This is a genomic window from Streptomyces sp. NPDC088350, from assembly GCF_044753545.1.
In the GTDB taxonomy this organism is placed as follows: domain Bacteria; phylum Actinomycetota; class Actinomycetes; order Streptomycetales; family Streptomycetaceae; genus Streptomyces.
Genome location: NZ_JBIVNL010000002.1, coordinates 946,860 through 972,270, shown reverse-complemented (window position 1 = coordinate 972,270; position 25,411 = coordinate 946,860). Strand labels below are relative to the sequence as shown.

General features: G+C 70.0%; 21 protein-coding genes and 2 pseudogenes. 8 read left to right on the top strand and 15 right to left on the bottom strand.

What is annotated here, in order from left to right; genetic code table 11:
• Positions 1-141 precede the first annotated feature (141 nt).
• Positions 142-282 carry a pyrroloquinoline quinone precursor peptide PqqA gene (locus ACIQBL_RS09505; protein WP_401938718.1) on the bottom strand — a complete coding sequence of 47 codons (141 nt, stop codon included), beginning with the start codon at positions 280-282 and terminating at the stop codon, positions 142-144.
• A 295-nt stretch (positions 283-577) separates the two neighbouring features.
• Here ACIQBL_RS09505 and ACIQBL_RS09500 point away from each other — a divergent pair, with 295 nt between their 5' ends.
• Positions 578-1,414: an aldo/keto reductase gene (locus ACIQBL_RS09500; RefSeq protein WP_401938716.1), complete on the top strand. Its 837-nt coding sequence runs from the start codon at positions 578-580 to the stop codon at positions 1,412-1,414.
• A gap of 186 nt (positions 1,415-1,600) precedes the next feature.
• Positions 1,601-2,293 (top strand): glycoside hydrolase family 75 protein, encoded by a 693-nt coding sequence (locus ACIQBL_RS09495; RefSeq protein WP_401938713.1) that lies wholly within the window; start codon positions 1,601-1,603, stop codon positions 2,291-2,293.
• An 83-nt stretch (positions 2,294-2,376) separates the two neighbouring features.
• On the opposite strand, the gene ACIQBL_RS09490 is transcribed toward ACIQBL_RS09495, so the two are convergent.
• Both ACIQBL_RS09490 and ACIQBL_RS09485 read right to left on the bottom strand, forming a co-directional pair.
• The gene (locus tag ACIQBL_RS09490; RefSeq protein WP_401938711.1) at positions 2,377-3,081 is read right to left on the bottom strand and encodes an SDR family oxidoreductase; all 705 of its coding nucleotides are present in this window, start codon (positions 3,079-3,081) and stop codon (positions 2,377-2,379) included.
• Positions 3,082-3,216: 135 nt separating this feature from the next.
• A complete protein-coding gene (locus ACIQBL_RS09485; protein WP_401938708.1) occupies positions 3,217-4,125 on the bottom strand; it encodes a class I SAM-dependent methyltransferase in 909 nt (302 codons plus the stop codon).
• Positions 4,126-4,249: 124 nt separating this feature from the next.
• Between ACIQBL_RS09485 and ACIQBL_RS09480 the strand changes: the two genes are divergently transcribed.
• Entirely contained in the window at positions 4,250-5,035 is a 786-nt protein-coding gene (locus ACIQBL_RS09480; protein WP_401938707.1) for a phytanoyl-CoA dioxygenase family protein, read from the top strand.
• An 84-nt stretch (positions 5,036-5,119) separates the two neighbouring features.
• On the opposite strand, the gene ACIQBL_RS09475 is transcribed toward ACIQBL_RS09480, so the two are convergent.
• Together ACIQBL_RS09475 and ACIQBL_RS09470 are read right to left on the bottom strand one after the other, a co-directional pair.
• Positions 5,120-6,835 (bottom strand): glycoside hydrolase family 6 protein, encoded by a 1,716-nt coding sequence (locus ACIQBL_RS09475; RefSeq protein ID WP_401938705.1) that lies wholly within the window; start codon positions 6,833-6,835, stop codon positions 5,120-5,122.
• 76 nt (positions 6,836-6,911) lie between these two features.
• Positions 6,912-8,393, bottom strand: coding sequence for a cellulase family glycosylhydrolase (locus tag ACIQBL_RS09470; RefSeq protein WP_401938703.1), 1,482 nt, complete (start codon positions 8,391-8,393; stop codon positions 6,912-6,914).
• A gap of 279 nt (positions 8,394-8,672) precedes the next feature.
• Here ACIQBL_RS09470 and ACIQBL_RS09465 point away from each other — a divergent pair, with 279 nt between their 5' ends.
• A complete protein-coding gene (locus ACIQBL_RS09465; protein WP_401938700.1) occupies positions 8,673-11,591 on the top strand; it encodes a glycoside hydrolase family 48 protein in 2,919 nt (972 codons plus the stop codon).
• Positions 11,592-11,858: 267 nt separating this feature from the next.
• Positions 11,859-12,252: pseudogene (locus ACIQBL_RS09460) on the top strand (xyloglucanase); the annotation flags it as partial.
• A 196-nt stretch (positions 12,253-12,448) separates the two neighbouring features.
• Here ACIQBL_RS09460 and ACIQBL_RS09455 read toward each other — a convergent pair.
• From ACIQBL_RS09455 to ACIQBL_RS09435, 5 genes and pseudogenes are all read right to left on the bottom strand, one after another.
• A pseudogene (locus ACIQBL_RS09455) lies at positions 12,449-12,622 on the bottom strand (WYL domain-containing protein); the annotation flags it as partial.
• Positions 12,623-12,751: a hypothetical protein gene (locus tag ACIQBL_RS09450; protein WP_401938969.1), complete on the bottom strand. Its 129-nt coding sequence runs from the start codon at positions 12,749-12,751 to the stop codon at positions 12,623-12,625.
• Positions 12,748-13,497, bottom strand: a complete 750-nt coding sequence (locus tag ACIQBL_RS09445; protein ID WP_401938697.1) for a class I SAM-dependent methyltransferase — start codon at positions 13,495-13,497, stop codon at positions 12,748-12,750. The genes ACIQBL_RS09450 and ACIQBL_RS09445 overlap by 4 nt, the downstream gene beginning before the upstream one ends.
• Before the next feature lie 78 nt (positions 13,498-13,575).
• A complete protein-coding gene (locus tag ACIQBL_RS09440; RefSeq protein ID WP_401938696.1) occupies positions 13,576-13,881 on the bottom strand; it encodes a 4a-hydroxytetrahydrobiopterin dehydratase in 306 nt (101 codons plus the stop codon).
• A gap of 110 nt (positions 13,882-13,991) precedes the next feature.
• Complete coding sequence (locus tag ACIQBL_RS09435) at positions 13,992-15,059, bottom strand: ADP-ribosylglycohydrolase family protein (protein ID WP_401938694.1); 1,068 nt, start codon at positions 15,057-15,059, stop codon at positions 13,992-13,994.
• A 30-nt stretch (positions 15,060-15,089) separates the two neighbouring features.
• Here ACIQBL_RS09435 and ACIQBL_RS09430 point away from each other — a divergent pair, with 30 nt between their 5' ends.
• The 3 genes from ACIQBL_RS09430 (at position 15,090) to ACIQBL_RS09420 (ending at position 17,736) form a co-directional block, all read left to right on the top strand.
• Positions 15,090-15,923 carry a helix-turn-helix domain-containing protein gene (locus ACIQBL_RS09430; RefSeq protein WP_401938691.1) on the top strand — a complete coding sequence of 278 codons (834 nt, stop codon included), beginning with the start codon at positions 15,090-15,092 and terminating at the stop codon, positions 15,921-15,923.
• Between the two features lie 85 nt (positions 15,924-16,008).
• The gene (locus ACIQBL_RS09425; protein WP_401938689.1) at positions 16,009-16,872 is read left to right on the top strand and encodes a helix-turn-helix domain-containing protein; all 864 of its coding nucleotides are present in this window, start codon (positions 16,009-16,011) and stop codon (positions 16,870-16,872) included.
• A 48-nt stretch (positions 16,873-16,920) separates the two neighbouring features.
• Positions 16,921-17,736, top strand: coding sequence for an SAM-dependent methyltransferase (locus ACIQBL_RS09420; RefSeq protein ID WP_401938687.1), 816 nt, complete (start codon positions 16,921-16,923; stop codon positions 17,734-17,736).
• Positions 17,737-17,862: 126 nt separating this feature from the next.
• Here ACIQBL_RS09420 and dnaK read toward each other — a convergent pair whose 3' ends face one another.
• The 5 genes from dnaK to ACIQBL_RS09395 form a co-directional block, all read right to left on the bottom strand.
• On the bottom strand, positions 17,863-19,737 hold the full coding sequence (gene dnaK / locus ACIQBL_RS09415) for a molecular chaperone DnaK (RefSeq protein WP_401938685.1): 1,875 nt from the start codon (positions 19,735-19,737) through the stop codon (positions 17,863-17,865).
• Positions 19,738-19,836: 99 nt separating this feature from the next.
• Positions 19,837-20,265 carry an OsmC family protein gene (locus ACIQBL_RS09410; protein WP_401938683.1) on the bottom strand — a complete coding sequence of 143 codons (429 nt, stop codon included), beginning with the start codon at positions 20,263-20,265 and terminating at the stop codon, positions 19,837-19,839.
• Positions 20,266-20,318: 53 nt separating this feature from the next.
• Positions 20,319-22,124: a hypothetical protein gene (locus ACIQBL_RS09405; RefSeq protein ID WP_401938681.1), complete on the bottom strand. Its 1,806-nt coding sequence runs from the start codon at positions 22,122-22,124 to the stop codon at positions 20,319-20,321.
• A gap of 19 nt (positions 22,125-22,143) precedes the next feature.
• On the bottom strand, positions 22,144-23,205 hold the full coding sequence (locus ACIQBL_RS09400; RefSeq protein ID WP_401938679.1) for an ATP-binding protein: 1,062 nt from the start codon (positions 23,203-23,205) through the stop codon (positions 22,144-22,146).
• A 79-nt stretch (positions 23,206-23,284) separates the two neighbouring features.
• Entirely contained in the window at positions 23,285-25,360 is a 2,076-nt protein-coding gene (locus ACIQBL_RS09395; protein ID WP_401938677.1) for a phage holin family protein, read from the bottom strand.
• Between the last annotated feature and the right edge of the window lie 51 nt (positions 25,361-25,411).

Genomic DNA, 25,411 nt, shown 5'->3' with positions numbered 1-25,411 from the left:
GGGGTGTCGGTCGTGGTGGCGCTCCGCGGTGGCGGGGTGCGGCCGCTCCGTGGACCCGGTGGTTTCTCCGGGTGGCGGCCTCGTCGACGGGCGCGGGTGTCGCGGTCACGGTGTGTCTGCGTTCGCCGTTCCGACCCGCGGTCAGCGGTCGCCGAGGGCGTGGGCGGTCGTGTCGAGGGCGGTTTCGACAACCGCTTGACGAGGCGTTTGCCACACCTTTTCATCCGATGTTTCACGAGCGTGCGGTGCCGCGTGATGGGCCTCGGGCAGCGTCTCACTCATGTGCGCGTACCTGCTTTCCTGAAGGGTGGGGGGTGTCAGAGCCCAGACAGGTGCTGGTGTTCACATGCATGCACCAGGTTCACGAACGCGTCCCGTGGCGTGATTCAGCGTTGCGGCATGACGGGCCGCGGTCAATGGTCCGGACCGAATAAGGTCGGATGCATTTCTCGCCAATCTTCGACTTCCGGTGCTGACCGGCCGGTCAGCCGGGACGGGTTTCGCAGTCAGGAATGCATTACGGCCCGTGATCGTTGACGATGGGGGTACCAACCGACGACTGAAGGATCGAGAGCTCGTGAGCAGCAAGGTCCCCCCGATCATCCTCAACAACGGTGTCGAGATGCCCCAGCTGGGCTTCGGCGTCTGGCAGGTGCCGGACGACGAGGCGGAGCGGGCGGTGGCCACGGCGCTCGGGGCCGGGTACCGCAGCATCGACACAGCCGCGATCTACGGCAACGAAGAGGGCACCGGAAAGGCCATCGCCGCCTCCGGCGTCCCGCGCGAGGAACTCTTCGTCACCACCAAGCTCTGGAACAGCGACCAGGGGTACGACTCCACGCTGCGCGCCTTCGACGTGTCGCTGGAGAAGCTCGGCCTGGAGTACCTCGACCTGTACCTGATCCACTGGCCGACCCCGGCCCGGGACAAGTACCTCGACAGCTACAAGGCGTTCGAGAAGCTGCACGCGGACGGCCGGGTGCGCGCCATCGGCGTCTCCAACTTCGAACCCGACCACCTGGCCCGGCTGATCGCCGAGACGTCGGTCATCCCGGCGGTCGACCAGATCGAGCTGCACCCGCAGCTGCAGCAGCGCGCGGCGCGCGAGTACCACGCGGAGCAGGGCATCGCGACCGAGGCCTGGTCGCCGCTCGGCTCGGGCAAGGGCCTCCTGGAGGTCCCGGCGATCGTCGCCATCGCCCAGAAGCACGGCCGCTCGCCGGCCCAGGTCGTGCTGCGCTGGCACCTCCAGCTCGGCAACGTGGTGATCCCCAAGTCCGTGACGCCGTCGCGGATCAAGGAGAACATCGAGGTCTTCGACTTCAGCCTCGACACCGAGGACCTCGCGGCGATCAGCGCGCTGAACGAGGACCGGCGACTGGGTCCCGACCCGTCGACGTTCAACGCGGGCTGAATCCAAGGCACTTGGCCTGACCCCGGGTGATACGAGCGCCCCGGAGCCCTGTGGCTCCGGGGCGCGTCGTTTTCCCGCGCCCGCGGACCACTTGGTTCGTACCAGGGTCTTGACGCGGGCATGTCGTCGGGTCCACCTTGTTGCGCACCTGGTAAGGAAACTTTCCTAACAGAAGGGTCCCCCACAGTGCGCATGCGAACACTGACCCTCGCCGCGGCCTCAGGCGCCGCCCTGCTCGCCGCCGGAGTGCTCCCCGCGAGCGCCTCCGGCGCCACCCCGAGGTCCGCCCAGGAGGGCACGGTCAGCGCGGCCGACCTGCTCTCCAAGGTGACGTCCTGCTCGCAGATATCGAACGGCAAGTACCGTACCGACGACGAGACTTCGGCCACCGTCCCGGTCTGCGGCAAGAACGGCGCCGTGTTCTGGAAGGCCGACATGGACATCGACTGCGACGGCCAGCGCACCTCGAACTGCAACGAGAACGCCGACCCCTGGTACCAGGACGACACGGCGTTCCACCAGTCCAACGGCAAACCCCTGAAGGCGGATTCACTGCCCTACATCGTGGTGCCCAGCTCCAGCAGCATCTGGAAGTACTCCAGCTACGGCATCAAGGGCGGCGGTGTGGTCGCCGTGATCTACAACAACAAGGTCGAGTACGCCGTCGTCGGCGACACCGGCCCCACCAAGATCATCGGCGAGGCCTCGTACGCCACCGCCAAGGCCCTCGGCATCGACCCCGACCCGGCGACCGGCGGCGCCGACTCCGGCGTGACGTACATCCTGTTCAAGAACTCGACGGTGTCCCCCATCGAGAGCCACAGCGCGGCGGTCTCGCTGGGCGACCAGCTGGCGAAGCAGTTCCTGCAGAACAACTGAGCCCGGGAGGGGCGGGGTCGGCCCGTTGCCGCGAGCGGTCGCGGCAACGGGCCGCACTCGTACACGAGTTGGGCCGGGCCGCGTCAGTTGGGCTGGCCGATCGGTCGTACGACGACGGTGTTGATGTCGACGCCGGCGGGCTGGCGGATCGCCCAGAGGATCGAGTCGGCGATCTGGTCGGCGGTCAGGAGATGGCCGGGCGGCAGGCTGCCGTTGCCGTCCCAGAACGGGGTCTCCACCCGGCCCGGGGCGACCAGGGTCACCCCGATGCCGAACTCCGTGACCTCGCGCCGGGTGTTCTCGGCGAGACCGGTCATCGCCCACTTGGTGGCGCCGTAGATGTTGCCGGGTGTGTGCACGAACCCGGCGACGCTGCCGATCAGCACGATCCGGCCGTGCGTCTGCTTCAGCGCGTCGACGGACGCCCGGATCAGGAGGGCGGGCCCGAGGACGTTGGTCAGCACCATCTCGGTCCACCCGGCCGGGTCGCCCTCGGCGACCGAGTCGTGCGTGGCGACACCGGCGTTGGCGACGACCGCGTCGAGCCGCCCGAACTGTTTGAGCGTCGTCTCGACGGCGGCCTGCACCTGGTCGTATTCGGAAGCGCTGCCGGGGATCGTCAACAGGCCCTCGGGGAGGCCCAGTTGAGCGGCGAAGGCGTGCAGCCGCTGCTCGCTGCGGCCGGTGACGGCCACCCGGCCCCCGGCGCTGAGGAGTTGCCGGGCGACGGCGGCCCCGATACCGCTGCCGCCGCCGGTTATGAGCGCGACGTGAGAGTTGTCGTTCATGGTGGTGGTACCCCCGTGGGTCGGTGAACTCCGCGCAGTCTGAGGGGCAGTTCATCACCTTGAGCACTCCCGAAGTCAAGCCGTCGAGATCACGGGCCCTTTCAGCTCGTCCCCACCGCCGGGATCACGGGCTCTTCAGCTCGTCCGCACCGCCGTGTGCACGGTGTGCGCGGCGAGCACGAACACATCGGCCCGCCGGTGCACACCGGCCGGGTCCTCGGGGTCGACGAGCCGGTCGAGGGTGGCCCGGTCCTCGGCGTCCATGGCCTCGCCGTAGACGTCACGCACCCGGGTCAGCCAGGTCGCGACGTAGGCGCGGACGCGGTCCGGGGCCGGGGCGGGCAGGTCGAGGAGGAAGCTGCGGCTGCCGGTGTACTTCAGGCCGGCCGAGCCCAGCAGGGCGGGCCAGTCCTCGGTCTCGGTGACGGCGCCGGGGAGGTCGGCGCGCATCCGGGCGAACCACTCGGCCTCGATCGCGTCGATCCGCGCCTCCAGGCCCGGGCGGCCGATGCCGAAGTCGCGGGGCAGGAACCGGGACGGCAGGCCGCCCTCCATGATAGCGAGGGTGCCGCCGGGCGCGAGCCGCTGCGCGAAGGCGGCGAGACCGGCGCGCTGGTCGCCGAGGTGGTGCAGGCTGCGGCTGGCCCACAGGAGGTCGGCCGGGTACGCCAACTCCCCCAGGACTTCGGGCAGTTCACCGGCGAGCGTGCCGAAGCGGTCGCCGAAGCCCTGCCGGTCGGCGCGGGCGAGGGCCCGCTCCAGGAGCGGTGCGGAGAAGTCCACCGCGACGACCCGGGCACCCGGGAACGTCTCCGCGAACAGACACGCGACCACACCGGGCCCGCTGCCCACGTCGACGATCAGCCCCGGCTCGGTCCGCTCCTTCGCGAGCCACGCCATCGCCCGCTCGTACAGCGGCGCGAAGAGCTCCGCCTGGGTCTCCAGCAGGGGGCCCATGACGGCCCAGTCGATGTCGGTGTGGTCGTGGTGGTGTGCGTGCTTCTCGTCGTGGTGTGCGTGCTTCTCGTCGTGCTCGTGCGCCATGGTGGTCACCCTCTCGTCCGCGTGCCGCCAGCCTGCGCCGACGCACCCTCCGACGGCCACCTGCCTTGCCGAAGCGGCAAAAAATCGGATGCGATGTGGGCGGCCGGTCGCCGAGCATGCCTCTATGGACTACGCGGACGACGTGATGGTGGAACGCTTCCTCGAAGACGGGTTCGTGAGGATCGAAGGGGCCTTCCCACCGCGGGTCGCCGAGCACTGTGCTCGACTGCTGTGGCGGGAGACGGGCTACGACGCGGAGGATCCCGGCACCTGGAAGGACCCCGTGGTGTGGGTGAGCGACATGCCCCAGGGGCCGTTCGCCGCCTCGGTCAACTCCCCTGCCCTGCATGAGGCGTTCGACCTCCTGGTGGGCGCAGGCCGCTGGCAGTCCCGGTACTCGGTGGGCAGTTTTCCGCTGCGCTTCCCGCACGCGACGGAACCGGACGACGCCGGCTGGCACATCGAGGGCAGCTATGTCGCGGAGGGCGCGGAGAACGAGTGGCCGTACGCGAACCTGCGCTCGCGCGGCCGGGCCCTGCTGATGCTGATGCTGTACACCGAGGTCACCGAGGAGAACGCGCCGACGCGTATCCGGGTCGGCTCCCACCTCGACGTCCCGCGCGTCCTCGAACCGTACGGCGAGAGGGGCGCCTCCTCACTGACGCTCGGCCCGAAGGTGGCCGAGGCATCCACCGGGCGCCCCCTCGCGTACGCCACCGGCAGGCCCGGTGACGTGTACCTCTGCCACCCCTTCCTGGTCCACGCGGCCCAGCCGCACCACGGCGACCGCCCCCGCTTCATGGGGCAGCCGCCGCTGTTGCCCGCGGTGCCTTACGAGCTGGACCGCCCCGACGGCGACCACTCGGCGGTGGAGTTCGCGATCCGCCGGGGCCTGGCCGGCGAGGGATAGTCCCCGCGCCCCAGAGGGGGCGCGAGGGCTGTATGCCATGTGCGATGCGGTATGCGATTGCTGTATCCGTTTTCTGTAGGGGATCTACAGGGGCGGGTACGCGTTCGCCATCAACTGCTGGAACTGCGCCGAGAACCAGTGCCCCGACAGCGGAGCGTTCGGCAGGGCACCCGACATGTTGTTGCCGTTGCGGGCGTTGCCCGTGTACGTCGGGTCGCACATCCGGTCGAAGCCCTTGCCCTCGTCGTTGGCGATGGCGGTGCTGGAACCGTCGGACTCACCCGGCGGCTTCATCCACACATACGCGTCGATCCCGGTCGCGGGTGCGGCCTGCGGACGCTCGCCGAGACCGGCACCGGACTGGTTGCACCAGTTGCCGACCTGGATACGGCGGTCGTAGCGTCCGCCGTCGACGTACGTGTCCACGCTGGTCGTCGCGCCGGGACCGGTCGGCCGGGCGGAGCCGCCCCAGCCGTTGCGGGAGGTGTCGATCAGCATGCCGATACCGGAGTTGAAGCCCACCGACACCAACTGGTTGCGGAATGCCTGGGCGTACGACAGCTCGTCCACGTAGCGGTTCCAGTCGACCCACTTGGACTGGCGCACGGAGACGCCGTTGACGCTGTCGTTGACGGTGAAGTTGTTCTCCTTCAGGGCGCTGTAGTTGGCCGTGTTCGTGATGAAGCCGGCCACGTCGTTGACGGTCGCGCCCGAGGCGTTCGCGGCCTGGTAGAAGAGGTTCGCGGAGGGGGCGAAGTTGTCGTCCCAGCCGAGCCAGCCGTGGTGGCCTGCGTCGATGTAGTTGTAGACGTTGGGGATCGCGCCGAGCTTGTTGAGCGCGTATCCGACGCCCTTCACGTAGTTGCCGTTGGCGAGCATCGTGTCGCACTGCGGGGTGGCGGTGGCCCGACTGCCCGTGTTGGTCACGAGGTTGGGCAGGGAGTCGATCTCGATCGTGGTGACGATCCGCAGCGAGGCGTACTTGCTGTCGGCGAGGATCGCGGCGATCGGGTCGATGAACTCGGTTTCGTAGCGCCCGATTTCGGTCGGTCCGAGTTCTCCGTTCGACGCGAGGGCCGCGCAGTCACGCCCGGGGAGGTCGTAGACGACGAGTTGGACGACCTCTTGGCCGCTGCCCTTCTGGGCGAGCGCCGCGTCGAGGTGGGCGCGCAGGCCCATGCCGCCGTTGACACCGTTGATGGCGGCGATGCGGTCGAGCCAGACGCCGGTGGGCTGGTTGGAGATCCGGCTGCCCCCGGTCTCGGCGGCGGCCTTCGCCGACCACTCCGGGTTCACGTACACCTTGGCGCCCGCGTACGGGTTGTCGACCCGCCCGCTGGGATCGGTGCCGCCACCGCCGCCTCCCCCGCCACTGCCGTCGTCGACGTTGCAGGTCACGCCGTCGAGGGTGAAGGTGGTCGGGAGCGCGTTGGTGCCGCTGTAGGAGGCGTTGAAGCCGAAGCTGACCGAACCGCCGGTCGCCAGGCTCCCGTTGTACGTCTCGTTGGCCGCCGTGACGGCGGTCCCGCTCTGCCTGATCTTCGCGTTCCAGCCACTGGTGACCTGCTGGTTGCCGGCGTACGCCCACTTCACGGCCCAACTCGACTTGGCGGCCGAGTTGTTGGTGACGGTGACGGCGGCGGTGAAGCCGGTGTCCCACTGGTTCTGCACCTTGTAGTCGACGGTGCAGGGGATCGCGGCGATGCCGACGTCCGACGAGGGGGTGACGGCGACCGCCGTCCCCGAGGCCCCGGCGACGAGCACCAAGGCAGCGAGCAACGCTGTTCTGGTACGGCTCATGAGTGCGGGTTTCCTTGTCTGGTAAGGAAGTTGGTTGCGGGTGCTGTGATGTGCGCTGTTCGGTGTGCGGGGGCGCCTATCCGTTGAGGGCGCGCAGATGGTCGCGCAGCCCGATGCCGTACGCCGTGGGCGTACCGGCGTAGTCGGAGATCAGGGAGGGACCCGCGGAACAGTCCCAGGTGTTCCAGGTCCAGCCGAGATACGAGAGCCCGCGGTCGTCGAACCACTTCATGACCTGGTCGACGAAGGCGTGCGAGCAGGTGTTCTCGCCGATCTCCCCTGCCACCAGCGGCACTTGGGCCGCGACGGGGGCGAGGGTGGAGTTCCAGCAGCTCTCGCTCGCGCAGGTGTTGAAGTTGTACACGTGGTACGCGGCGACGAGATTGCCGGTCGGGTCGGTGGGCTTGTAGGCCAGCCACTGGCTGAGGTCGTTCGAGTACGCGAGCCCGCCGGCCATGATCACGTTCTTGGCGCCGGTCGACCGTACGGCGTCGACGAGATCCTGCATACCGGCGACCTCGTACCCGATGCCGGGGCAGGTGCCGCCGTCCCGCCAGCACTGCCACGCCTGGGTGGTCGTGGAGGTGGCGCGGTCCGGGTAGGGCTCGTTGAACAGGTCGAACGCGACCGCCTGGTCGCCCTTGAAGGTGCTGGCGACCGAGGACCAGAACGACGGGCTGTACTGCGCGTCGGGCATCGGCTTCTGGCAGGTGGCGTGCACGTCGGAGCAGCCCGCCGAGTTGCCGGTGTACTGGCCGTAGGTCCAGTGCAGATCGATGATCGGCGTCATGCCGTGCGCCTCGACCTTCGCCACCAGGTCCTTGACGGCGGCGATGTAGTTGGCGCCCGCGTACTCCGGCTTGATGGTGGAAAGGCCCAGCCAGCACTCCTCGTTGAGCGGGATACGGACGGTGTTGGCCTTCCAGTCGGCGATCGCCGCGACGGCCGCGTCGTCCACCGGGCCGTCCCAAATGCCGTAGCCCTGTACGCACATGAACTCGCCGCCGGACCGGTTGACGCCGAGCAGACGGCGGTTGGTACCGCCGGCGTCCACGAGTTTGTTGCCGGAGACGTGCAGCGCGGGTGCGGTGCCGCTCGTCGGGGGTTGCGTGGGGGTGGGTGTCGGAGTCGGCGTCGGCTGCGAATCCACGTTGCAGGTCGTGCCGTTGAGCTTGAACACGGACGGTACGGCGTTGCTCCCCGACCAGGTAGCGAGGAACCCGGCGCTGACGCTCGCGCCGGTGCCGAGCGCGCCGTTCCAGCTCTCGTTGGCCGCGGTGACCGTCGTACCGGACTGGGACCACTTGGCGTTCCAGCCCTGGGTGACCTTCTGGCCGCCGGCGAAGTCGAAGCTCAGGCTCCAACTGCTCACCGGTGCCATGTTGTTGGTGATCCGCACCGCACCTTGGAAGCCGGTGTCCCACTGGCTGGTGACCGAGTACTCCACCGTGCACGCGGGAGTGGCACCGGACGCCGTGACCACTGGAACGAGCATGGCCCCGACAAAGGCGACCGCACCGGTGACGGCTAAAAGCATTGAACGCGGGGGGTGTCGCATGAGCGAGTCCTTGCAGCTCGGGCGCGTCATGACGGACGCGTCGACTGATGGAGTCGCTCCCACTGGTGTCCAGGAAGGTAGCGCCAAGTGACGGCAAAGGACAGGGGAGTCACAGACTTTCGCTGACTTTCCCCCAACTCGTGCCCGTCGAATCTTTTCGACTCCGTAAGCACCTTGACGGTTCCCACCCTCGTCCCCACGATGGGAGCGCTCCCACTGGTTCAAGGCTTGTTGCTGCTCCGCCCCCACCTTCTCCGAGCCGCAAGGAGGAACCAGCACATGCACCCCAGAAGGAGACGCCGCGTGACGCGGCGCTTGTGGACCGCTGTCGTGGCGGCCCTCGCTCTTCCGCTCTCGATGCTGGCGACCGGCACAACTCCCGCCCAGGCGGCGACAGTTCAGTGCAGCGTGGACTACAAGACGAACGACTGGGGCTCCGGCTTCACCGCGGATCTCACCCTCACCAACCGGGGTACGGACGCGATCAACGGCTGGACCCTGACGTACGCCTACGCGGGCAACCAGAAGCTCAGCAACGGCTGGAACGGCACCTGGTCCCAGTCCGGCAGCGCGGTCACGGTGACCAACGCGTCGTACAACGGGACGATCGCCGCGGGCGCTGCCGTCTCCACCGGTGCGCAGTTCGGCTACAGCGGCACCAACACGGCGCCCACCTCGTTCGCGATCAACGGCACCACCTGCGCCGGCGCGCACCAGCCGCCGATCACGGTGCTGACCAGCCCGAGCGCGGGCGCGATCTACACACAGGGGGCCGCGGTCCCGCTCGCGGCTACCGCGGCGGCGGCCGACAACGCGACGATCAGCAAGGTCGAGTTCTACGACGACACCACACTGCTCGGCACGGACACGACCTCGCCGTACTCGTTCTCGACCTCCGGTTTGACCGTGGGCAGCCATTCGCTGGTGGCGAAGGCGTACGACAGCCTCGGCGCTTCCGGCACGTCCGCACCGGTCGGCATCACGGTCGCCTCGGGACCCGCGATCGTGGCCTCACCGACCCAACTGGGCGTCCAGCAGGGCAAGTCGGGCACCTACGCGGTGTCGCTGTCCTCGCAGCCGGCGTCGAACGTGACCGTCACGACGGCCCGGGCGAGCGGCAACACGGGGCTGTCGGTCACCGGCGGCGCGTCGCTCACGTTCACACCGTCGAACTGGAACACCGCGCAGACGGTGACCCTCACGGCCGACGCGTCCGGCACCGGTTCGGCGTCCTTCGAGTCGACGGCGACAGGGTTCACCAAGGCGACGGTCACGGTGACGGAGCTGGCGGCGTCGAACGCGTACGACGCCCGTTTCCTGGACCTCTACGGGAAGATCACCAACCCGGCGAACGGCTACTTCTCGCCCCAGGGCATCCCCTACCACTCGGTGGAGACCCTGATCGTCGAGGCGCCGGACGAGGGGCACGAGACCACGTCGGAGGCGTACAGCTATCTGCTGTGGCTGCAGGCGATGTACGGCAAGGTCACGGGCGACTGGTCCAAGTTCAACGGCGCCTGGGCTCTCATGGAGAAGTACATGATCCCGACCCACGCCGACCAGCCGACCAACTCGTTCTACAACGCCTCGAAGCCGGCGACCTACGCGCCCGAACTGGACACCCCGAACGAGTATCCGGCGAAGCTGGACACCTCGGTGGCGGTGGGATCGGATCCAATAGCCGGTGAACTGAAAACTGCATACGGTACAGACGATGTCTACGGTATGCACTGGCTGGAGGATGTCGACAACACCTACGGCTACGGCGACACACCGGGTGGCGGGTGCGAGGCGGGGCCGACGGCGAGCGGGCCGTCGTACATCAACACCTTCCAGCGCGGACCGCAGGAGTCGGTGTGGGAGACGGTGCCGCAGCCGACCTGCGACGCCTTCAAGTACGGCGGCAAGAACGGGTACTTGGACCTCTTCACCGGTGACTCCTCCTACGCCAAGCAGTGGAAGTACACCGACGCTCCCGACGCCGACGCGCGGGCCGTGCAGGCCGCGTACTGGGCCGACGTGTGGGCCAAGGAGCAGGGCAAGGGCACTGACGTCTCCACGACCGTCGGCAAGGCGGCCAAGATGGGCGACTATCTGCGCTACGCCATGTACGACAAGTACTTCAAGAAGATCGGCAACTGCGTCGGACCGTCCACCTGCCCGGCCGGCACCGGCAAGGACGCCTCCGACTATCTGCTGTCCTGGTACTACGCGTGGGGCGGCGCCAACGACACCAGCGCGGGTTGGGCGTGGCGCATCGGGTCCAGCCATGTGCACGGTGGCTATCAAAACCCGTTGGCTGCCTACGCGTTGAGCTCGTACGCCGATCTCAAGCCCAAGTCCACGACGGGGGCGGCGGATTGGGGCACCTCGCTGTCGCGGCAGCTGGAATTCTACCGCTGGCTCCAGTCGAGTGAGGGTGCCATCGCCGGTGGGGCGACGAACAGTTGGCAAGGCCGGTACGCGAGTCCGCCGACCGGGACGTCGACCTTCTACGGCATGTACTACGACCAGCAGCCCGTCTACCACGACCCGCCGTCCAACCAGTGGTTCGGCTTCCAGGCGTGGTCGATGGAGCGGGTCGCCGAGTACTACCAGCAGACGGGGAACGCGAGCGCGAAGGCGGTCCTCGACAAGTGGGTAACGTGGGCGCTTTCCAAGACCACGATCAACCCGGACGGTACCTATCTGATCCCCTCGACGTTGCAGTGGTCGGGGCAGCCCGACACCTGGAACGCGTCAAGTCCCGGTGCGAATACGGGACTTCATGTCACGGTCGCCGACTACACCAACGACGTGGGGGTGGCCGCCGCGTATGCCAAGACGCTGACGTACTACGCCGCGAAGTCCGGTTCCACGGCGGCGAAGACGACGGCGAAGGCGCTGTTGGACGGCATGTGGGGCAACTACCAGGACAGTCTGGGTGTAGCCGTTCCGGAGACCCGCGCGGACTACAACCGGTTCGGCGACAGTGTGTATGTGCCGAGTGGGTGGAGCGGGACGATGCCGAACGGGGACGCGGTCAACTCCGCTTCCACGTTCGCCTCGTTGCGGTCCTTCTACAAGAACGATCCGGCGTGGTCGAAGATCCAGAGCTACTTGGCGGGCGGGGCCGCGCCTGTCTTCACGTATCACCGGTTCTGGGCTCAGGCGGATGTCGCGCTGGCCATGGGGTCGTATGCGGAGCTTCTTGAATAGCCCCCGCGAGGCGCTCCGCGGGTTGGGCGGTTTGTTGACTGCGGGTCCGCTGTGGCTGGTCACGCCCCGCGGCGGAGCCGCACATCGACACGGCCCCGCGCCCCTGACGGGGCGCCGCGGCCACCCGTGCTCCCCCGGAACCGCTTCGAAGCTCCGTGTGCGTGGCTCCGCCACCTGACGGCGGGGCCCACCGGCCGGGCGGCCCCCACCCGCACTGGGGGTCGCCCGGCTCTCGTGCCTTTCCACCCGCAAGGAGAGGACTCCATCGTGCGAAGAACCCGTATCCTCACGGCCGTACTCGCCCGCGCCGCCGGGCTGTTGGCGGGCAGTCCGTCCGCGCTCGCCGCAGACGCGAACGCGCCGAACGTGGCACTCGCCGCGGACACCTGCACCTGGCACAGCGCCCGGATCGACGGCGGCGGGTTCGTGCCCGGCGTCGTCTTCAACCGGAGCGAGAAGAACCTCGCCTACGCCCGTTCCGACTTCGGCGGCGCCTACCGGTGGCAGGTGTCGACGAAGACCTGGACGCCGTTGCTGGACTCGGTCGGGTGGGACGAGTGGGGCCGTGCTCAGGTCGGGCGACCGGGGCGCGAGTCGGCAGAAGACCGATCTGCCGTTCAAGCTCGGCGGGAACATGCCGGGGCGCGGTACGGGTGAGCGGCATCTTCCGCTCGACCGGCAAGGGCGCGACCTGGACCCGGATCAACGACGAGGCCCACCAGTGGGGTGGGACCGGTGCGGCGATCACCGGTGACCCTCGGGTGTACGGCCGGGTGTATGTGTCGACGAACGGGCGCGGGGTCGTCTACGGCGACTCCTCCGACGCCGGTGCCGGAGGCAGCGGGGGCGGGGGCGTCGGCCGAGGTGGTGGGTTCCAGGATCTGGTCGACGCGGAAGGCGCGCGGTCCGGGGCCGGCGACCACATACCAGCGGCCCGCCTTCAGTACGAGCCCGTACGGCTCCAGTCGGCGCTCCACGTCGGTCGGCTCACGCCAGCGGCGGTATACGGCATACAGAACACGGTTGTTCCATCACGACGGGAAGGACGTGCGGGTGCGGTTCGTGTGGTCGGGGGTCTCCGCGAGCGGCGCGCGGTGGGAGCAGGAGTTCTCGGTGGACGACGGGGCGAGCTGGGTGACCAACTGGACGATGGACTTCACCCGGCCGAAGGCTTCCTGAGGGCCAGGATCGTGAACTCCGGGTCCGCGCGCGGCCGTTCCTGGTCAGGGAGCGACTCCAGTTGTGCGGCGAACCGTTCGGTGAGCGGTTCGCCGGGCGGCAGCATGGTGAACCAACCCCGGCGCAGGTCCGCGGCCGTACCGCGCGGGCTGCGGCCCTGGCCATAGCCGCGGAAACGGGCCGTGCCGACCGGGTGGAGGCCGAACTCGGCGGCGTACGCGCGGACATGGCCGGGGCGGTCCTGGGCGGGGCGGCGCGGGCGCGGGGCGAGGACGGTGTCGATGTCGCTGCCGACGTCGTGGGCGGCGGCCTTGTCGACGGTGGTGATGTGGACACCGCCGGGTCGCAGTACCCGCGCGCACTCCGCGATGATCGCCCTGACGTCCTCCGGGCCGTCCACCAGGTGCAGCAGCCATACGGTGGTGACGGCGTCGAACACCCCGTCGGGGAAGGGGAGTTGGCGGCTGTCCGCCAGGAGGATCGCGCCGGGCAGCCTCGTCGCCGCCGTGCGGGCCATGGCCGGCGCCGCGTCCAGGCCCGTGACCTCCAGCTCTGGGCGGGCCGTGGCCAGGCGGCGGGTGACGATGCCGGTGCCGCAGGCCACGTCCAGCAGGTTGCGGGCGTCCTGGGGGACGAAGCCGAGTACGGCTTCGGCAGCCGCTGCGGCGCGGGGCTCGCCGCCTCGGGTCGCGTCGTAGGCGTCGGCTTCCTTGTCGTAGTCGAGCACGCGCTTCCGTCCTGCCCTTCCCGGTCCTTGGGCGAGCAGGTGTTCCCGCCCCGCCCTCCCTCTCGTGGTCGCGTGCGGTCAGCTCGCCCCGTGTCCCGGGGCCAAGTCCTCGACTCTGCGGGCGAGTTGGAAGTCCAGGTCGGTGATCGCGCCGCCCACGCTGTGGGTGTTCACGGTGAGGGAGACGGTGTGGTAGCCGAGGGTGAGGTCGGAGTGGTGGTCGAGCTCTTCCTGGACCTGGGCGATGTGGACGACCATCGCGGTGGCCGCGAAGTGGGAGCCGAGGCGGTAGGTGCGGGTGAGGCGGTCGGTGTCGACGGACCAGCCGGGGAGTTCCGTGAGGCGGTCCTCGATCTCCTTCTGCGACAGCGGTGCGACAGGCATGGCCTCGCTCCTTCCTCGGGGTCGGGCTTCAGGTCGGGCTCAGGGTCGGGTTCCTCTTCAGCGTGCCACAGGTGGGTGGCTGCGTCCCTGGTCAGCAGGGTGCCCGGAGGTCAGCTCCGTACGCACTCCGCCGCGAGGTCGTCGGCGAGGGCGGCGATCGTGGCGCGGCCCTCGACCCCCCGCACCCAGGTGTGCGGCAGGCCGTGGTCGCCGTAGCGGGCGCCGAGGAGGTTGCCGCAGAGGGAGCCGGTGGAGTCGCTGTCGCCGGAGTGGTTGACGGCGAGGAGCAGCGCGGCCTTCACGTCGCGTTCCACCAGCGCGCAGTAGACGCCGATCGCCAGGGCCTCCTCGGCGACCCAGCCCGCGCCGAGGGACTCGACCTTCTCGGCGGTGGGCGAGCCCTCGGCGGCCAGGTCGAGGGCCGCGCGCAGGGCTGCCGAGGTCTCCTCGTGGCCGGGGTGGCGCTCCAGGAGTCGTAGCGCGCGCAGGACCGAGCCCTCCAGGGAGTCCCCGGCGACGAGGTGGGCGACGATCGCGGCGAGGGCGCCCGCCGCGTAGTAGCCGGTGGGGTGACCGTGGGTGATCTGGGCGCCGCGGGCGGCCATGGCGAAGGCCCCGTCGGCCGTCGTGGCCAGGCCGAAGGGGGCCGAGCGCATCACCGTGCCGCAGCCCTTGGAGTCGGGGTTGACGGGCCCCGGCGTGCCGTCGAGTTCGCGCCACGGGTCGGGCGCGTACGCCTGCGCGACTCCGGACAGGCAGGCGTTGCCGGGGGCGCGGCGGGCGTAGAGCCAGGGCTGGCTGATCAGACCGCTCGTGGCACTGTCACCCGGTCCCTGCTCGGACTGGGTCTCCAGCCACCGCTCGTACGCCTGCCGCAGCAGAATGGACCAGGCGCCGCCGATGCCCTTCGCCCGTTCGCGTGCGTGGGCCACGATGATCGCCTCGACGGTGAACAGGGTCATCTGGGTGTCGTCGCTGATCAGGCCGAGCGCTCCGGGTGCGCCGGGCACGTACCCGGTGATCCCGCGCGGGCCGTGCGTCTCGCGGATGCGGTCGAGGGAGGTGAACTCGATCGGGTACCCGAGGGCGTCGCCCACCGCTCCGCCGAGGAGACAGCCCCGGACTCTGGCCCGGTACACCGCCGTGGCCTCCCCGGACGGGTTCCGCAACTCGTTCACGTGTGTGCTCCTTCGACTACGGTCGTGCGTATGACCATTGTCGCCGCCGGCACTGACACTCCTACCGCCACCCCAGTAGGGAAGGGTGTCGGCCCGTTGCTGCGTGCCTGGCGGGAGCGGCGGCGGGTCAGTCAGCTGGAGCTGGCGTTGCGGGCGGACTCCTCGGCGCGGCACATCAGCTTCGTCGAGACGGGGCGGTCCCGGCCGAGCGAGGAGATGCTGCTGCGGCTGGCCGAGCATCTGGACGTGCCGGTGCGGGAGCGCAACTCCCTCCTGCTGGCGGCCGGTTACGCCCCGCACTATCCGGAAACCCCGCTGGACGACCCGGCGTTGGACGCGTTGCGCGAGGGTCTGGAGCGGCTGATCCAGTGCTACGAGCCGTATCCGGCGCTGGTGGTCGACGCCCGCTACGACGTGGTCGCGGCGAACCGGGGCATCACCATGCTGCTGGAGGGCGTACCGGAGTCCCTGCTCCAACCCCCGCTCAACGCCATGCGGTTGACGCTGCACCCCGAGGGCATGGCGCCGCGCATCCGCAATCTGGGTGAATGGCGCGGGCATTTGCTCGCGCAGATGGAACGGCAGATCGCCCTGCACCGCTCCGAGCCGTTGCGCGCGCTGTACGAGGAGGTCGCGGCGTACCCGGTGCCGGAGACGGCCGACGACGGGGGTGAACTGGCCGGATCCGTACCGTACTTCGCGCTGCCGATGCGGATCGAGCACGAGGGCCGGGTGCTGTCGTTCGTCTCCTCGATCTCCACGTTCAACACCCCGATGGACGTGACGGTCTCGGAGTTGGCGATCGAGACGTTCCTCCCGGCCGACCCGGCGACCGCCAAGTATCTGCACGGGCTCGGGGGCTGACGGATGATCACTCCCGAACCGCTGAGACAATGGCCGGAACATGGCACACTGCCCCCAGGCTTCGGCGCGTATGGGGAGGCGTGGCGTGAGTGAGCGGCGGCCCGCGCCCACGGTGGGCCAAGTGGTGCTGGGCAGAAGGCTGCAGGAGTTGCGTGAGGCGGCCGGCATCAAGCGTGAGGAGGCCGCGCAGGTCCTGCGGGTGGCTCCGGCGACCGTACGGCGGATGGAGATGGCCGAGGTCGCGCTGAAAGTGCCCTACGTCCAGGTGCTGTTGACGACGTACGGGGTGCCCGACGACGAGGCGGCCTCGTTCGTCGCGCTCACCGAGGAGGCGAACCAGCCGGGTTGGTGGCAGCGGTTCCACGATGTGCTGCCGGAGTGGTTCAGTCTGTATGTGAGCCTGGAGGGCGCGGCCGGGCTGATCCGTTCGTACGAACCGCACTTCGTGCCGGGCCTGTTGCAGACCGAGGACTACGCGCGTGCCGTGCTGGAGGCCGGGACGATCGGGCAGAACGGTCCGGAGACCATCGAGCGGCATGTGTCCCTGCGGATGGCGCGGCAGGGGCTGTTGGAGCGGGACAGTCCGCCCCACCTGTGGGTGATCATGGACGAGACGGTGCTGCGGCGCCCGGTGAGCATCCACGGCGAGGTGATGCGCGAACAGCTGGACAAACTCCTGGAGTTCGCCGAGCGCGACCGGATCACGCTCCAGGTCGCCGAGTTCGCGAGCGGCCCGCACCCGGGGACGTACGCTCCCTTCTCGCTGTTCCGTTTCGCCCAACCGGAGCTGCCCGACATGGTGTTCACCGAGTACCTGACCGGCGCCCTGTACCTGGACTCCCGTACCGAGGTCTCCGCGCATCTGGAGGTCCTCGACCACATGACGGCGCACGCCGCGTCCGCACAGCGCACCAAGAAGATCCTGCGGGACTACCGCGAGAACTTCTGAGCACGCGTCCCGGCACGACCACCCGAACTCCCGAGGAGACGACACCGCATGACCGGATCCGAACCCGCGCCCACCCGTATCGACACCAGCCGGCCGCATCCGGCGCGGGTGTACGACTGGTGGCTCGGCGGCAAGGACAACTACCCGGTGGACGAGGAGCTGGCGCGCAGGATCCTCGCCTCGGACGGCACCGCGGTGCGCGGGGCGCGGGCCAACCGCCGGTTCATGCACCGGGCGACGCGGACCGCCGCCGAGGCCGGGATACGCCAGTTCCTGGACATCGGCACCGGCATCCCCACCGAGCCCAACCTGCACCAGGTGGCGCAGAGCGTCGCCCCGGACGCCAAGGTCGTGTACGCGGACAACGACCCGATCGTGCTCCGGCACGCGGAGGCGCTGCTGCACGGCTCGGCCGAGGGCAGCACCGAGTACGTGCACGCCGACGTCCGCGACCCCGACACGATCCTGCGGCTGGCCGGCGAGACCCTCGACTTCAGCCGGCCGGTCGCGCTGTCGCTGGTCGCGCTCACCCACTACCTGGGCGACGCCACCGACGGCGACGACGTGTACGGCCTGATCAAGCGGTACGTCGACGTGCTCGCTCCGGGCAGCTACCTGATCCTGTCGCAGGTCACCCCCGACCTCATCCCCGAGGCCATCGCCCAGGCCGCCGAGCACTTCCGGCGCAGCGGCACCCCGTTCTACCCGCGCTCGCTGGCCGAGTTCTCGCGCTTCTTCGACGGCCTGGAACTGCTCGGCCCGGGCGTCATCTCCGTCTACGGCTGGCGTCCCGAGCCGGAGGACGTGGCCGCGCAGGCGGAGGGCGTCGTCCCGGTGTACGGCGGGGTAGCCGTCAAGCACTGACCCGTACGGCTGCCGTGAACGGCCGCGCTCCCCCGCCCCGCCCCAAAGGGGCGCGGGGAACCGCGCGACCAGCCACGACGCTGCCGCAGACGACCGACGAACGGCGCTGCTCTTCCAGCGGAGCGTCTACGCGCCGCCTTTCGCGTCCCGTTCGTCGTCGACGATCTCCGCGTCGACGACGCCTTCCTCCTCCGGGGGCGAGGTGTGCTCCTCGGGGCTGGCGGCCTGTTCCGCGGGTGACTGCTGGGCGGCGGCCTGGGCGTACATCGCCTGGCCCATCCGCTGGCTGACGGTGCCGAGTTTCTCGACGCCGGTGCGCAACTCGGCGGTGTCGGCGTTGTGTTCCAGGAGGGTCTTCACCTCCGTGGCGGCCGTCTCGACCTCGGACCTGATGTCGGCCGGGACGCGTTCCTCGTTCTCGTGGATGAACTTCTCGGTCTGGTAGACGAGTTGCTCGGCCTGGTTGCGGGTCTCGGCGGCCTCGCGGCGCTTGCGGTCGTCGTCCGCGTACTGTTCGGCCTCCCGCATCATGCGGTCGATGTCGTCCTTGCCCAGGGCCGAGCCGCCGGTGACGGTCATCTTCTGTTCGCGGCCGGTCGCCAGGTCCTTCGCGGAGACGTGCATGATTCCGTTGGCGTCGATGTCGAAGGCGACCTCGATCTGCGGGACGCCGCGCGGGGCGGGCGGCAGGCCGGTGAGGTCGAAGACGCCCAACTTCTTGTTGTACGCGGCGATTTCACGTTCGCCCTGGTAGACCTGGATGCCGACCGAGGGCTGGTTGTCGGTGGCGGTGGTGAAGATCTCCGAACGCCGGGTCGGGATGGTCGTGTTGCGTTCGATGAGCTTCGTCATGATGCCGCCCTTGGTCTCGATGCCCAGGGACAGCGGGGTGACGTCGAGGAGCAGGACGTCCTTGACGTCGCCGCGGATGACTCCGGCCTGGAGGGCCGCGCCGACCGCGACGACCTCGTCGGGGTTGACGCCCTTGTGCGGGTCCTTGCCGGTGAGTTCCTTGACGAGGTCGGTGACGGCGGGCATCCGGGTCGAGCCGCCGACGAGGATGACGTGGTCGACGGCGGAGAGCTTGATGCCCGCGTCCTTGACCGCCTGGTGGAAGGGCGTCTTGCAGCGGTCGAGGAGATCGGCGGTGAGCTCCTGGAAGGCAGCGCGGGTCAGTTTCTCGTCGAGGTGCAGCGGGCCGTCGGCGGAGGCGGTGATGTAGGGCAGGTTGATCGTCGTCTCGGAGGACGAGGACAGTTCGATCTTCGCCTTCTCGGCGCCCTCGCGCAGCCGTTGCAGCGCCATCTTGTCCTTGCCGAGGTCGATGCCGTACTGCCCCTGGAACTTCTTGACCAGGAAGTCGACCACCCGTTGGTCCCAGTCGTCGCCGCCGAGATGCGTGTCGCCGTTGGTGGCCTTGACCTCGATGACGCCGTCGCCGATCTCCAGGAGGGAGACGTCGAAGGTGCCGCCGCCGAGGTCGAAGACGAGGACGGTCTGCTCCTCGCCGCGGTCGAGGCCGTAGGCGAGGGCGGCGGCCGTCGGCTCGTTGATGATCCGCAGCACCTTGAGGCCCGCGATCTCGCCGGCCTCCTTGGTGGCCTGGCGCTGGGAGTCGTCGAAGTAGGCGGGGACGGTGATCACGGCGTCCGTGACGTCCTCGCCGAGATAGGCCTCGGCGTCGCGCTTGAGTTTCTGCAGCACGCGCGCCGACAACTCCTGGGCGCGGTAACGGGTTCCGTCGATGGCGCCCGTGTCCGGGAAACGCCACGCGGTGTCGCCCATGTGCCGTTTCACCGAGCGCGCGGTGCGCTCGATGTTCGTCACGGCCTGCCGTTTGGCGACCTCGCCGACGAGTACCTCGCCGTTCTTGGCGAAGGCCACGACCGAGGGCGTGGTCCTCGCTCCCTCGGCGTTGGCGACGACCGTCGCCTCCCCGCCCTCCAGCACCGCGACCACCGAGTTCGTGGTCCCCAGATCGATTCCGACCGCACGTCCCATCGCCGTCCCCTTCCGCCAGGGCGCATCCCGGACTCCAGCACAAAACTTGAGTGGGCTGTTGTCAATGGCACGTACGGTCGGCGATCGCTGTCGTCCGGGTCAGGCGAGCTTGGCCGACAGGGTGATCGTGGTGCCGGTGAGGGCCTGGCTGACGGGGCAGTTCTTCTTCGCGTCCTCGGCGGCGGCGACGAAACCGTCGTTGTCGAGGCCCGGCACCGTGCCCTCGACCGTGAGGTGGATACCGGTGATGCCCTCGCCGGGCTGGAAGGTGACGTCGGCCTTGGTGAGCACCTTGGTGGGCGGGGTGCCGGCGCCCGCGAGGGCGTGCGACAGCGCCATGGAGAAGCAGCTGGAGTGGGCGGCGGCGATCAGCTCCTCGGGGCTGGTCCTGCCGTTCGCGTCCTGGGCGCGGGACGCCCACGTCACCGGCTGCTCGGCGATGGCGCCGGAGGAGTCGAACGTGACGACGCCCTTGCCCTCCAGCAGGTTGCCTTCCCAAACGGTGTGTGCGGTGCGCGTGGTGGCCACGGTGTTTCCTTTCGATGCGGATGTCTTTCGGAACCATCCGATCACATTCCTGTTCAGCGCACCCGGAAGACCGGCCCACGCGGGGTGAACGGCAGACGAGCACTCTGCGGGATCAGATAGGCGTGTTCGCGGCGCACCCGCAGCACGTCGCACCACCCGTCCGTGATGACGAGGACGGGCGCGCCCGGCGGGAAGTCGTCGGCGCGGTGCAGCAGGTCGATCCCGGGTTGCAGGACGGTGCCGCCGCGCCCGTGCACCCGCACCCGGCCCGCGATGTCGGTGACCGGCACATAGCCCGCGTCGTGCGGGGCCGCGTCGCAGAACACGACCCGGGCGGCCGGTACGTCTCGGGCCTCGGCGTACGAGGCGATCGCACCCAGCGCCTTGCCGAGGAGGGTGCGGTCCATGGAGCCGGAGGTGTCGAGGACGACGCCGAAGGTGCAGCGGGCGACCTCCTCGGGCGGGAAGTAGTGACCGGCGCGCGGGATGTCGGGGGTGGAGGACTGGCGGCGCGAGGGGCGGGCGTACGACCGTACCGGCTCGGGGCGGGGCACGAACTCGTCGAACCAGCGGGCGAGTTGGGCGTCCCACGGCAGGGGTGGGTGACTCAGCGCGCGGATCTCCTCGACCAACCCGCCGGGCAGGTAACCGCGTTCGTGCTGCTGGTGCAGGTCCAGGCCGCGGGCCAGGCCGCGCCGGTAGAACTCGTCGAGGTCCACGTAGTCGCGGGCACTGCCGAGCGGGCCGCCGAGGATGTCACCGGCGCCCTTGCCGCGCAGGGTGGCCAGGCGACGCATCCGGCGCAGGTCGCCGGCGATGCGGTCGTAGACCTCCTCGGCGGACAGGTCCTTCAACTCCGGGTCGTACAGCAGCCCTTCGGGCATGGTGCCGATGTCCATCTCGCGCAGCCAGCCGTTGATGACGTAGTCGGCGGCGATGTTGAAGAGGAGCGGGTCGCGGGTGCCGCAGCGGTCGCCGTGGCGCAGGGCGGCGTGCAGCATCTCGTGGGCGAGGACGAACCGCCATTCCTCGTCGTCGAGTTGGCGCAGCGGGTTGATGTAGATCTCGGCCGCCTCGGTGTCGACGGCGGCGACGGAGATGCCGTGGGCGCGGGCGAGTTCGGCGTCGGCGACGACCTTGATACCGGCCGCGATGCCGCCCAGCAGCGGGTAGTTGGAAACGAACCAGCTCAGGGCGCGCTCCCAGGGGCGCAGCCGGGTCGGGCCGCCGTACATCGAGTCACGGCGCCCGCCGGCCAGGTCCATGGCGACAGACATGGTCCGCGTCAGCGCGCTCGCGAAGGCGAGCTGCCAGTCGACCGGCTTCCCGGGCCAGCCCCGCCACGGCACGAGCAGCTGGTCGGGTACCCCGCCGGCCGTACCGCAGCGTTCGTAGACGGGCGGGACGCCGTCGCGCCGCCAGCGGGCCGCGAGCCCTTCCTCGTCGCCGTCGGGGTAGGACGCGGGCAGGTCCTCGGGGGTGAGCCCGATCGGAAAGGTGAGCAGGAAGCGGTTGACGACGGCGCAGCGCGCGGCGACGTCGAAACGGTCGGGCTGTTCCCGCTCGCCGGTCGCGCCGGGGACGTGTCCGAACCCGAGGTGGATGAGCCCGTGCGCGATCGCCCAGGCCCATGCGACGGGTTCGGCGAGCCGGGTGGGGTTCGCGTGGAGATGCCCGTTGGAGTCGACGAGCACGAGCCCGTCGCGCGGCGCGACCTGGCAGTCCTCGTCACGGCACAGCTCGAACTCGATCGCGGCGAGCGCGGGGTTGGCCCACACCAGCTTCAGTCCGGCTGTGAACGCCTCGGTCGCCGGGTCGGGCTTCCTCTTCTCGGGGTCCTTCTTGCGGGTACGGCTCACCACGCCACCTCCGTGGGACTCACCGGCGTGCCTCCACCAACCGGGGCATGTCCCGGGCCGCCTCCACCAGGAACCAGGCCGGGAGGACCGGGTTGCCTTCGTCGTCCGAGGCGATGACGCTCTGGGCCACCTCGACGGAGATCTCGGCGAGTTGGACGAGGAGGGACTTGGCGCGGTACGCGGTCTGGCGGCCGTTCGCCGACAAGTGGTCCTTGCTGGAGGGGAGTTCCTTGATGAGGCGGCCGCGGAAGGATTCGGCGAGGTAGTAGAGGAGGTCGCGGTCCTCGGGGCGGCCCGGCCAGCGGGCGTCGCCCTTGAGGACGGCCTCGATGCCGAAGCGGCTGCGCACGATCTTGACGTAGCCGCAGAACGCGACCGCGTGGGCGGGGGTCAGCGTGCCGTGCGCGATGACCTTGAGGGTGTCCTCGTCGAGGTCGGGGCCGAAGGAGCCCAGCGCGTCGGAGAGCATGTGCCAGGAACGGGGTGTGGAGAAGGGCTCCTCGGTCTTCGGCGGCTTGGACCACAGGTGGTCGGGGCGGTCGGTGAGGTGGTCCAGGATCCACGGGTGGATGCCGTTGGCCGCCGCCCACACGAGCCAGTCCTTCGGGGACGCCTCCAGGTGGACGTGCGTGAGCCGGTTGACCAGCGCGGACGCGATCGGGCGGGCCAGCGCGTTGTCGGTCGCCCGGTTGCCCGCGCCGATCACGATCGAGCCCTTGGGGAGTTCGTAGCTGCCGATACGGCGGTCCAGGATCAGCGAGTAGAACGCCTTCTGCACATCGGGCGTCGCCGCGTTCAGCTCGTCCAGGAACAGGCAGTACGGCTCGTCCCGCGCGATCGCCTCCGGCGGGCAGAACACCGACCGCCCGTCCCGGATCTGGGGGACGCCGATCAAGTCCTCGGGCGCGAGCTGCGTACCGAGCAGGCTGACGCACTCCAACCCCAGCGACTGGGCGAACTCCCTTACCAGGGACGACTTTCCGATGCCGGGCGCGCCCCAGAGGAAGACGGGGCGGACGGTCGCGAGACCCAGCAGCAGTTCGGGGACACGGGCGGGAGTGACGGTGACGGCAGCCTGCAAGACAGCGGCTCCTGAAGGAGGTTCGAGGTGGGGAGACTCGAACAGTGTGTGCTCACCGCCCACCCGCCGCAGCCCATTTTCAGGCGGCCCGCTCCTCCGGCTCGGCCGTCAGCGGTACTTGGGGTCCATTGCACTCCCGCAGCCAGCGGCGCAGTACCCGGTGGACGTGCTCCGCGCCGACGAGGTCCTCGCCCTCGCCGACCGGTGGGGAGAAGGCGTGCGGCGACAGCAGGAACGGCTTGCCCTGGGAGCCGCCGAGGCCGCCGTGCGAACCGATCTGCTCCTCGAAGGCGAGGACTTCGCCCTCGGCCGGGTCGTACCAGGAGTTGACCATGATGTCGGCGGTGTGCGGGAAGGAGTGGGTGCGCCGGACGGCGTCCGCGACGCCGGGGCCGAAGTCCGCCAACGGGCCCTGTTTGTCGTCGAGTTCGGCCACCGGGAGTTCGGCACCGTGCGCGCCGAGGACGAGTCCCCCGTGTTCCTCGCTGCGGACCAGGACGAAGCCGACGCCGGGGTGGTTGGCGAGGGTCGTCAGCAGTGCCGGGTGGCGGGCGTCGATCTCCTCCTTGGTCATGCGGTGCGGCACGTCCGGGAAGGAGACCAGGCCGAGGTTGCCGGAGGCCAGCACGACCGGCTCGGAGTGTCGGCCGGAGTGGGCCTGCCGCTCGTCGCCGTCCTTGGCCGGCCTGCGCAGCGCCGCGCGGACGGCCGCGCGGGCCTCGGCGCCGCTGTGGGTGCGGCGGGCCCGGCGCGGCACGGGCAGCCCGCAGCCCGCCCGGACGAAGTCGCCGAGGGTGAGGCCGTAGCGGCCCTGGAAGGTCTCGCCGGGGCTCTGTCCGTGGTCGGAGAGGACGACGATCCGGTACGGGCGCGGGGCGTGCTCGGCGACGTTCTCGATCAACGCGAGGGCGCGGTCCAGGCGTTGGAGGACCTTGGCGGCGTCACGGCTGCGCGGTCCGGAGTGGTGGGCGACCTCGTCGTAGGCCACGAGGTCGGCGTAGACGGCGGTGCGGCCGGCGAGCATGTCGCCCATGACGGCCGCGACGACGACGTCGCGTTCGACGACGGTCGCGAAGGCGCGGACGAGGGGGTAGAGGCCGCCGCGTTTGACGCGGGGGCGCTGCTTGGTGAGGCGGGAGCGGGTCGACTGGGCGATCTCGCGGACGACCTCGGCGACGAAGGACATCGCGGTGCGGACGGCGTTGGCGGGGTCGGAGAAGTAGGCGAAGTAGCCCGCGCGGGAACGGTTGTCGCGGCCCCGGCGGCGGGCGGCGATGGACAGGACGAGGGCCTGTTCGTCCGCGCCGCCGCCGAACAGGTTGCCGCGGCTGGCGCCGTCGACGGTGAGGAGGCCGCCGTCGCCGGTGAACTCGACGGCGCGGCGCTGGAGTTCGGCCGCGCTGGTCGGACGGTTGCAGACCATCACCTCGCCGGTGTCCTTCTCGTACCAGCGGAACGCGGGGATGTCGTGGTTGGAGCCGTGCAGGATGCCGAGCTGGCTGGCGCCGGTCTGGCTGGACCAGTCGGTGCGCCAGGGGGTGAGGCGGTGGGTGGGGCGGGGGCCGCCGAGGAGTTTCGCGACGGTCGGCATCAGGCCCTTGGCGACGGCGGCGAGCAGGACGTCGTGGCCGACGCCGTCGAGTTGCAGGAAGACGGTGCCGGGCGAGGACGGGCCCGGCGGCAGGGCTCTGCGGCGGCGGTCGGCGAGACGGTAGAGGCGGCGGCGGTAGGCGTCGTCGTCGCGCACGGCCAGGGCACCGCCCGTGGCGGAGGCGACGGCGGACATCACGGCGGCCACGACGACGGCGGTCTCGGGGGCGACCTGGCCGCGCAGCCCGCCGTCGGGATTGATCCGCAGGGCGATCAGCAGGAGCGAGCCGTTGAGCACGAACACGAGGAGGCCGAGGACGAGCGCGGGCACCAGCAGCAACAGCCGTACCAGCAGCGGCCAGACGAGGGCCGACAGCACACCGAAGGCGCCGGCGCCGAGCGCGGCCGTGACCGCGATCCGGGTGGCGCTGTCGCCGTCCGCCGACTGGAGCTGGAAGTCCGGCAGGATCCCGGCGAGCACCAGCATGGTGACCGTGGAGACGGCCCACACCGCGATGCTCCGCCCGACCTGACTGGCGAGCCGCCGCCACCGCGCTCCACCCACGCCCCGTACACCTCACGTCCCGGCCCGTCGACCCGGCAGGCCTCCACCCAC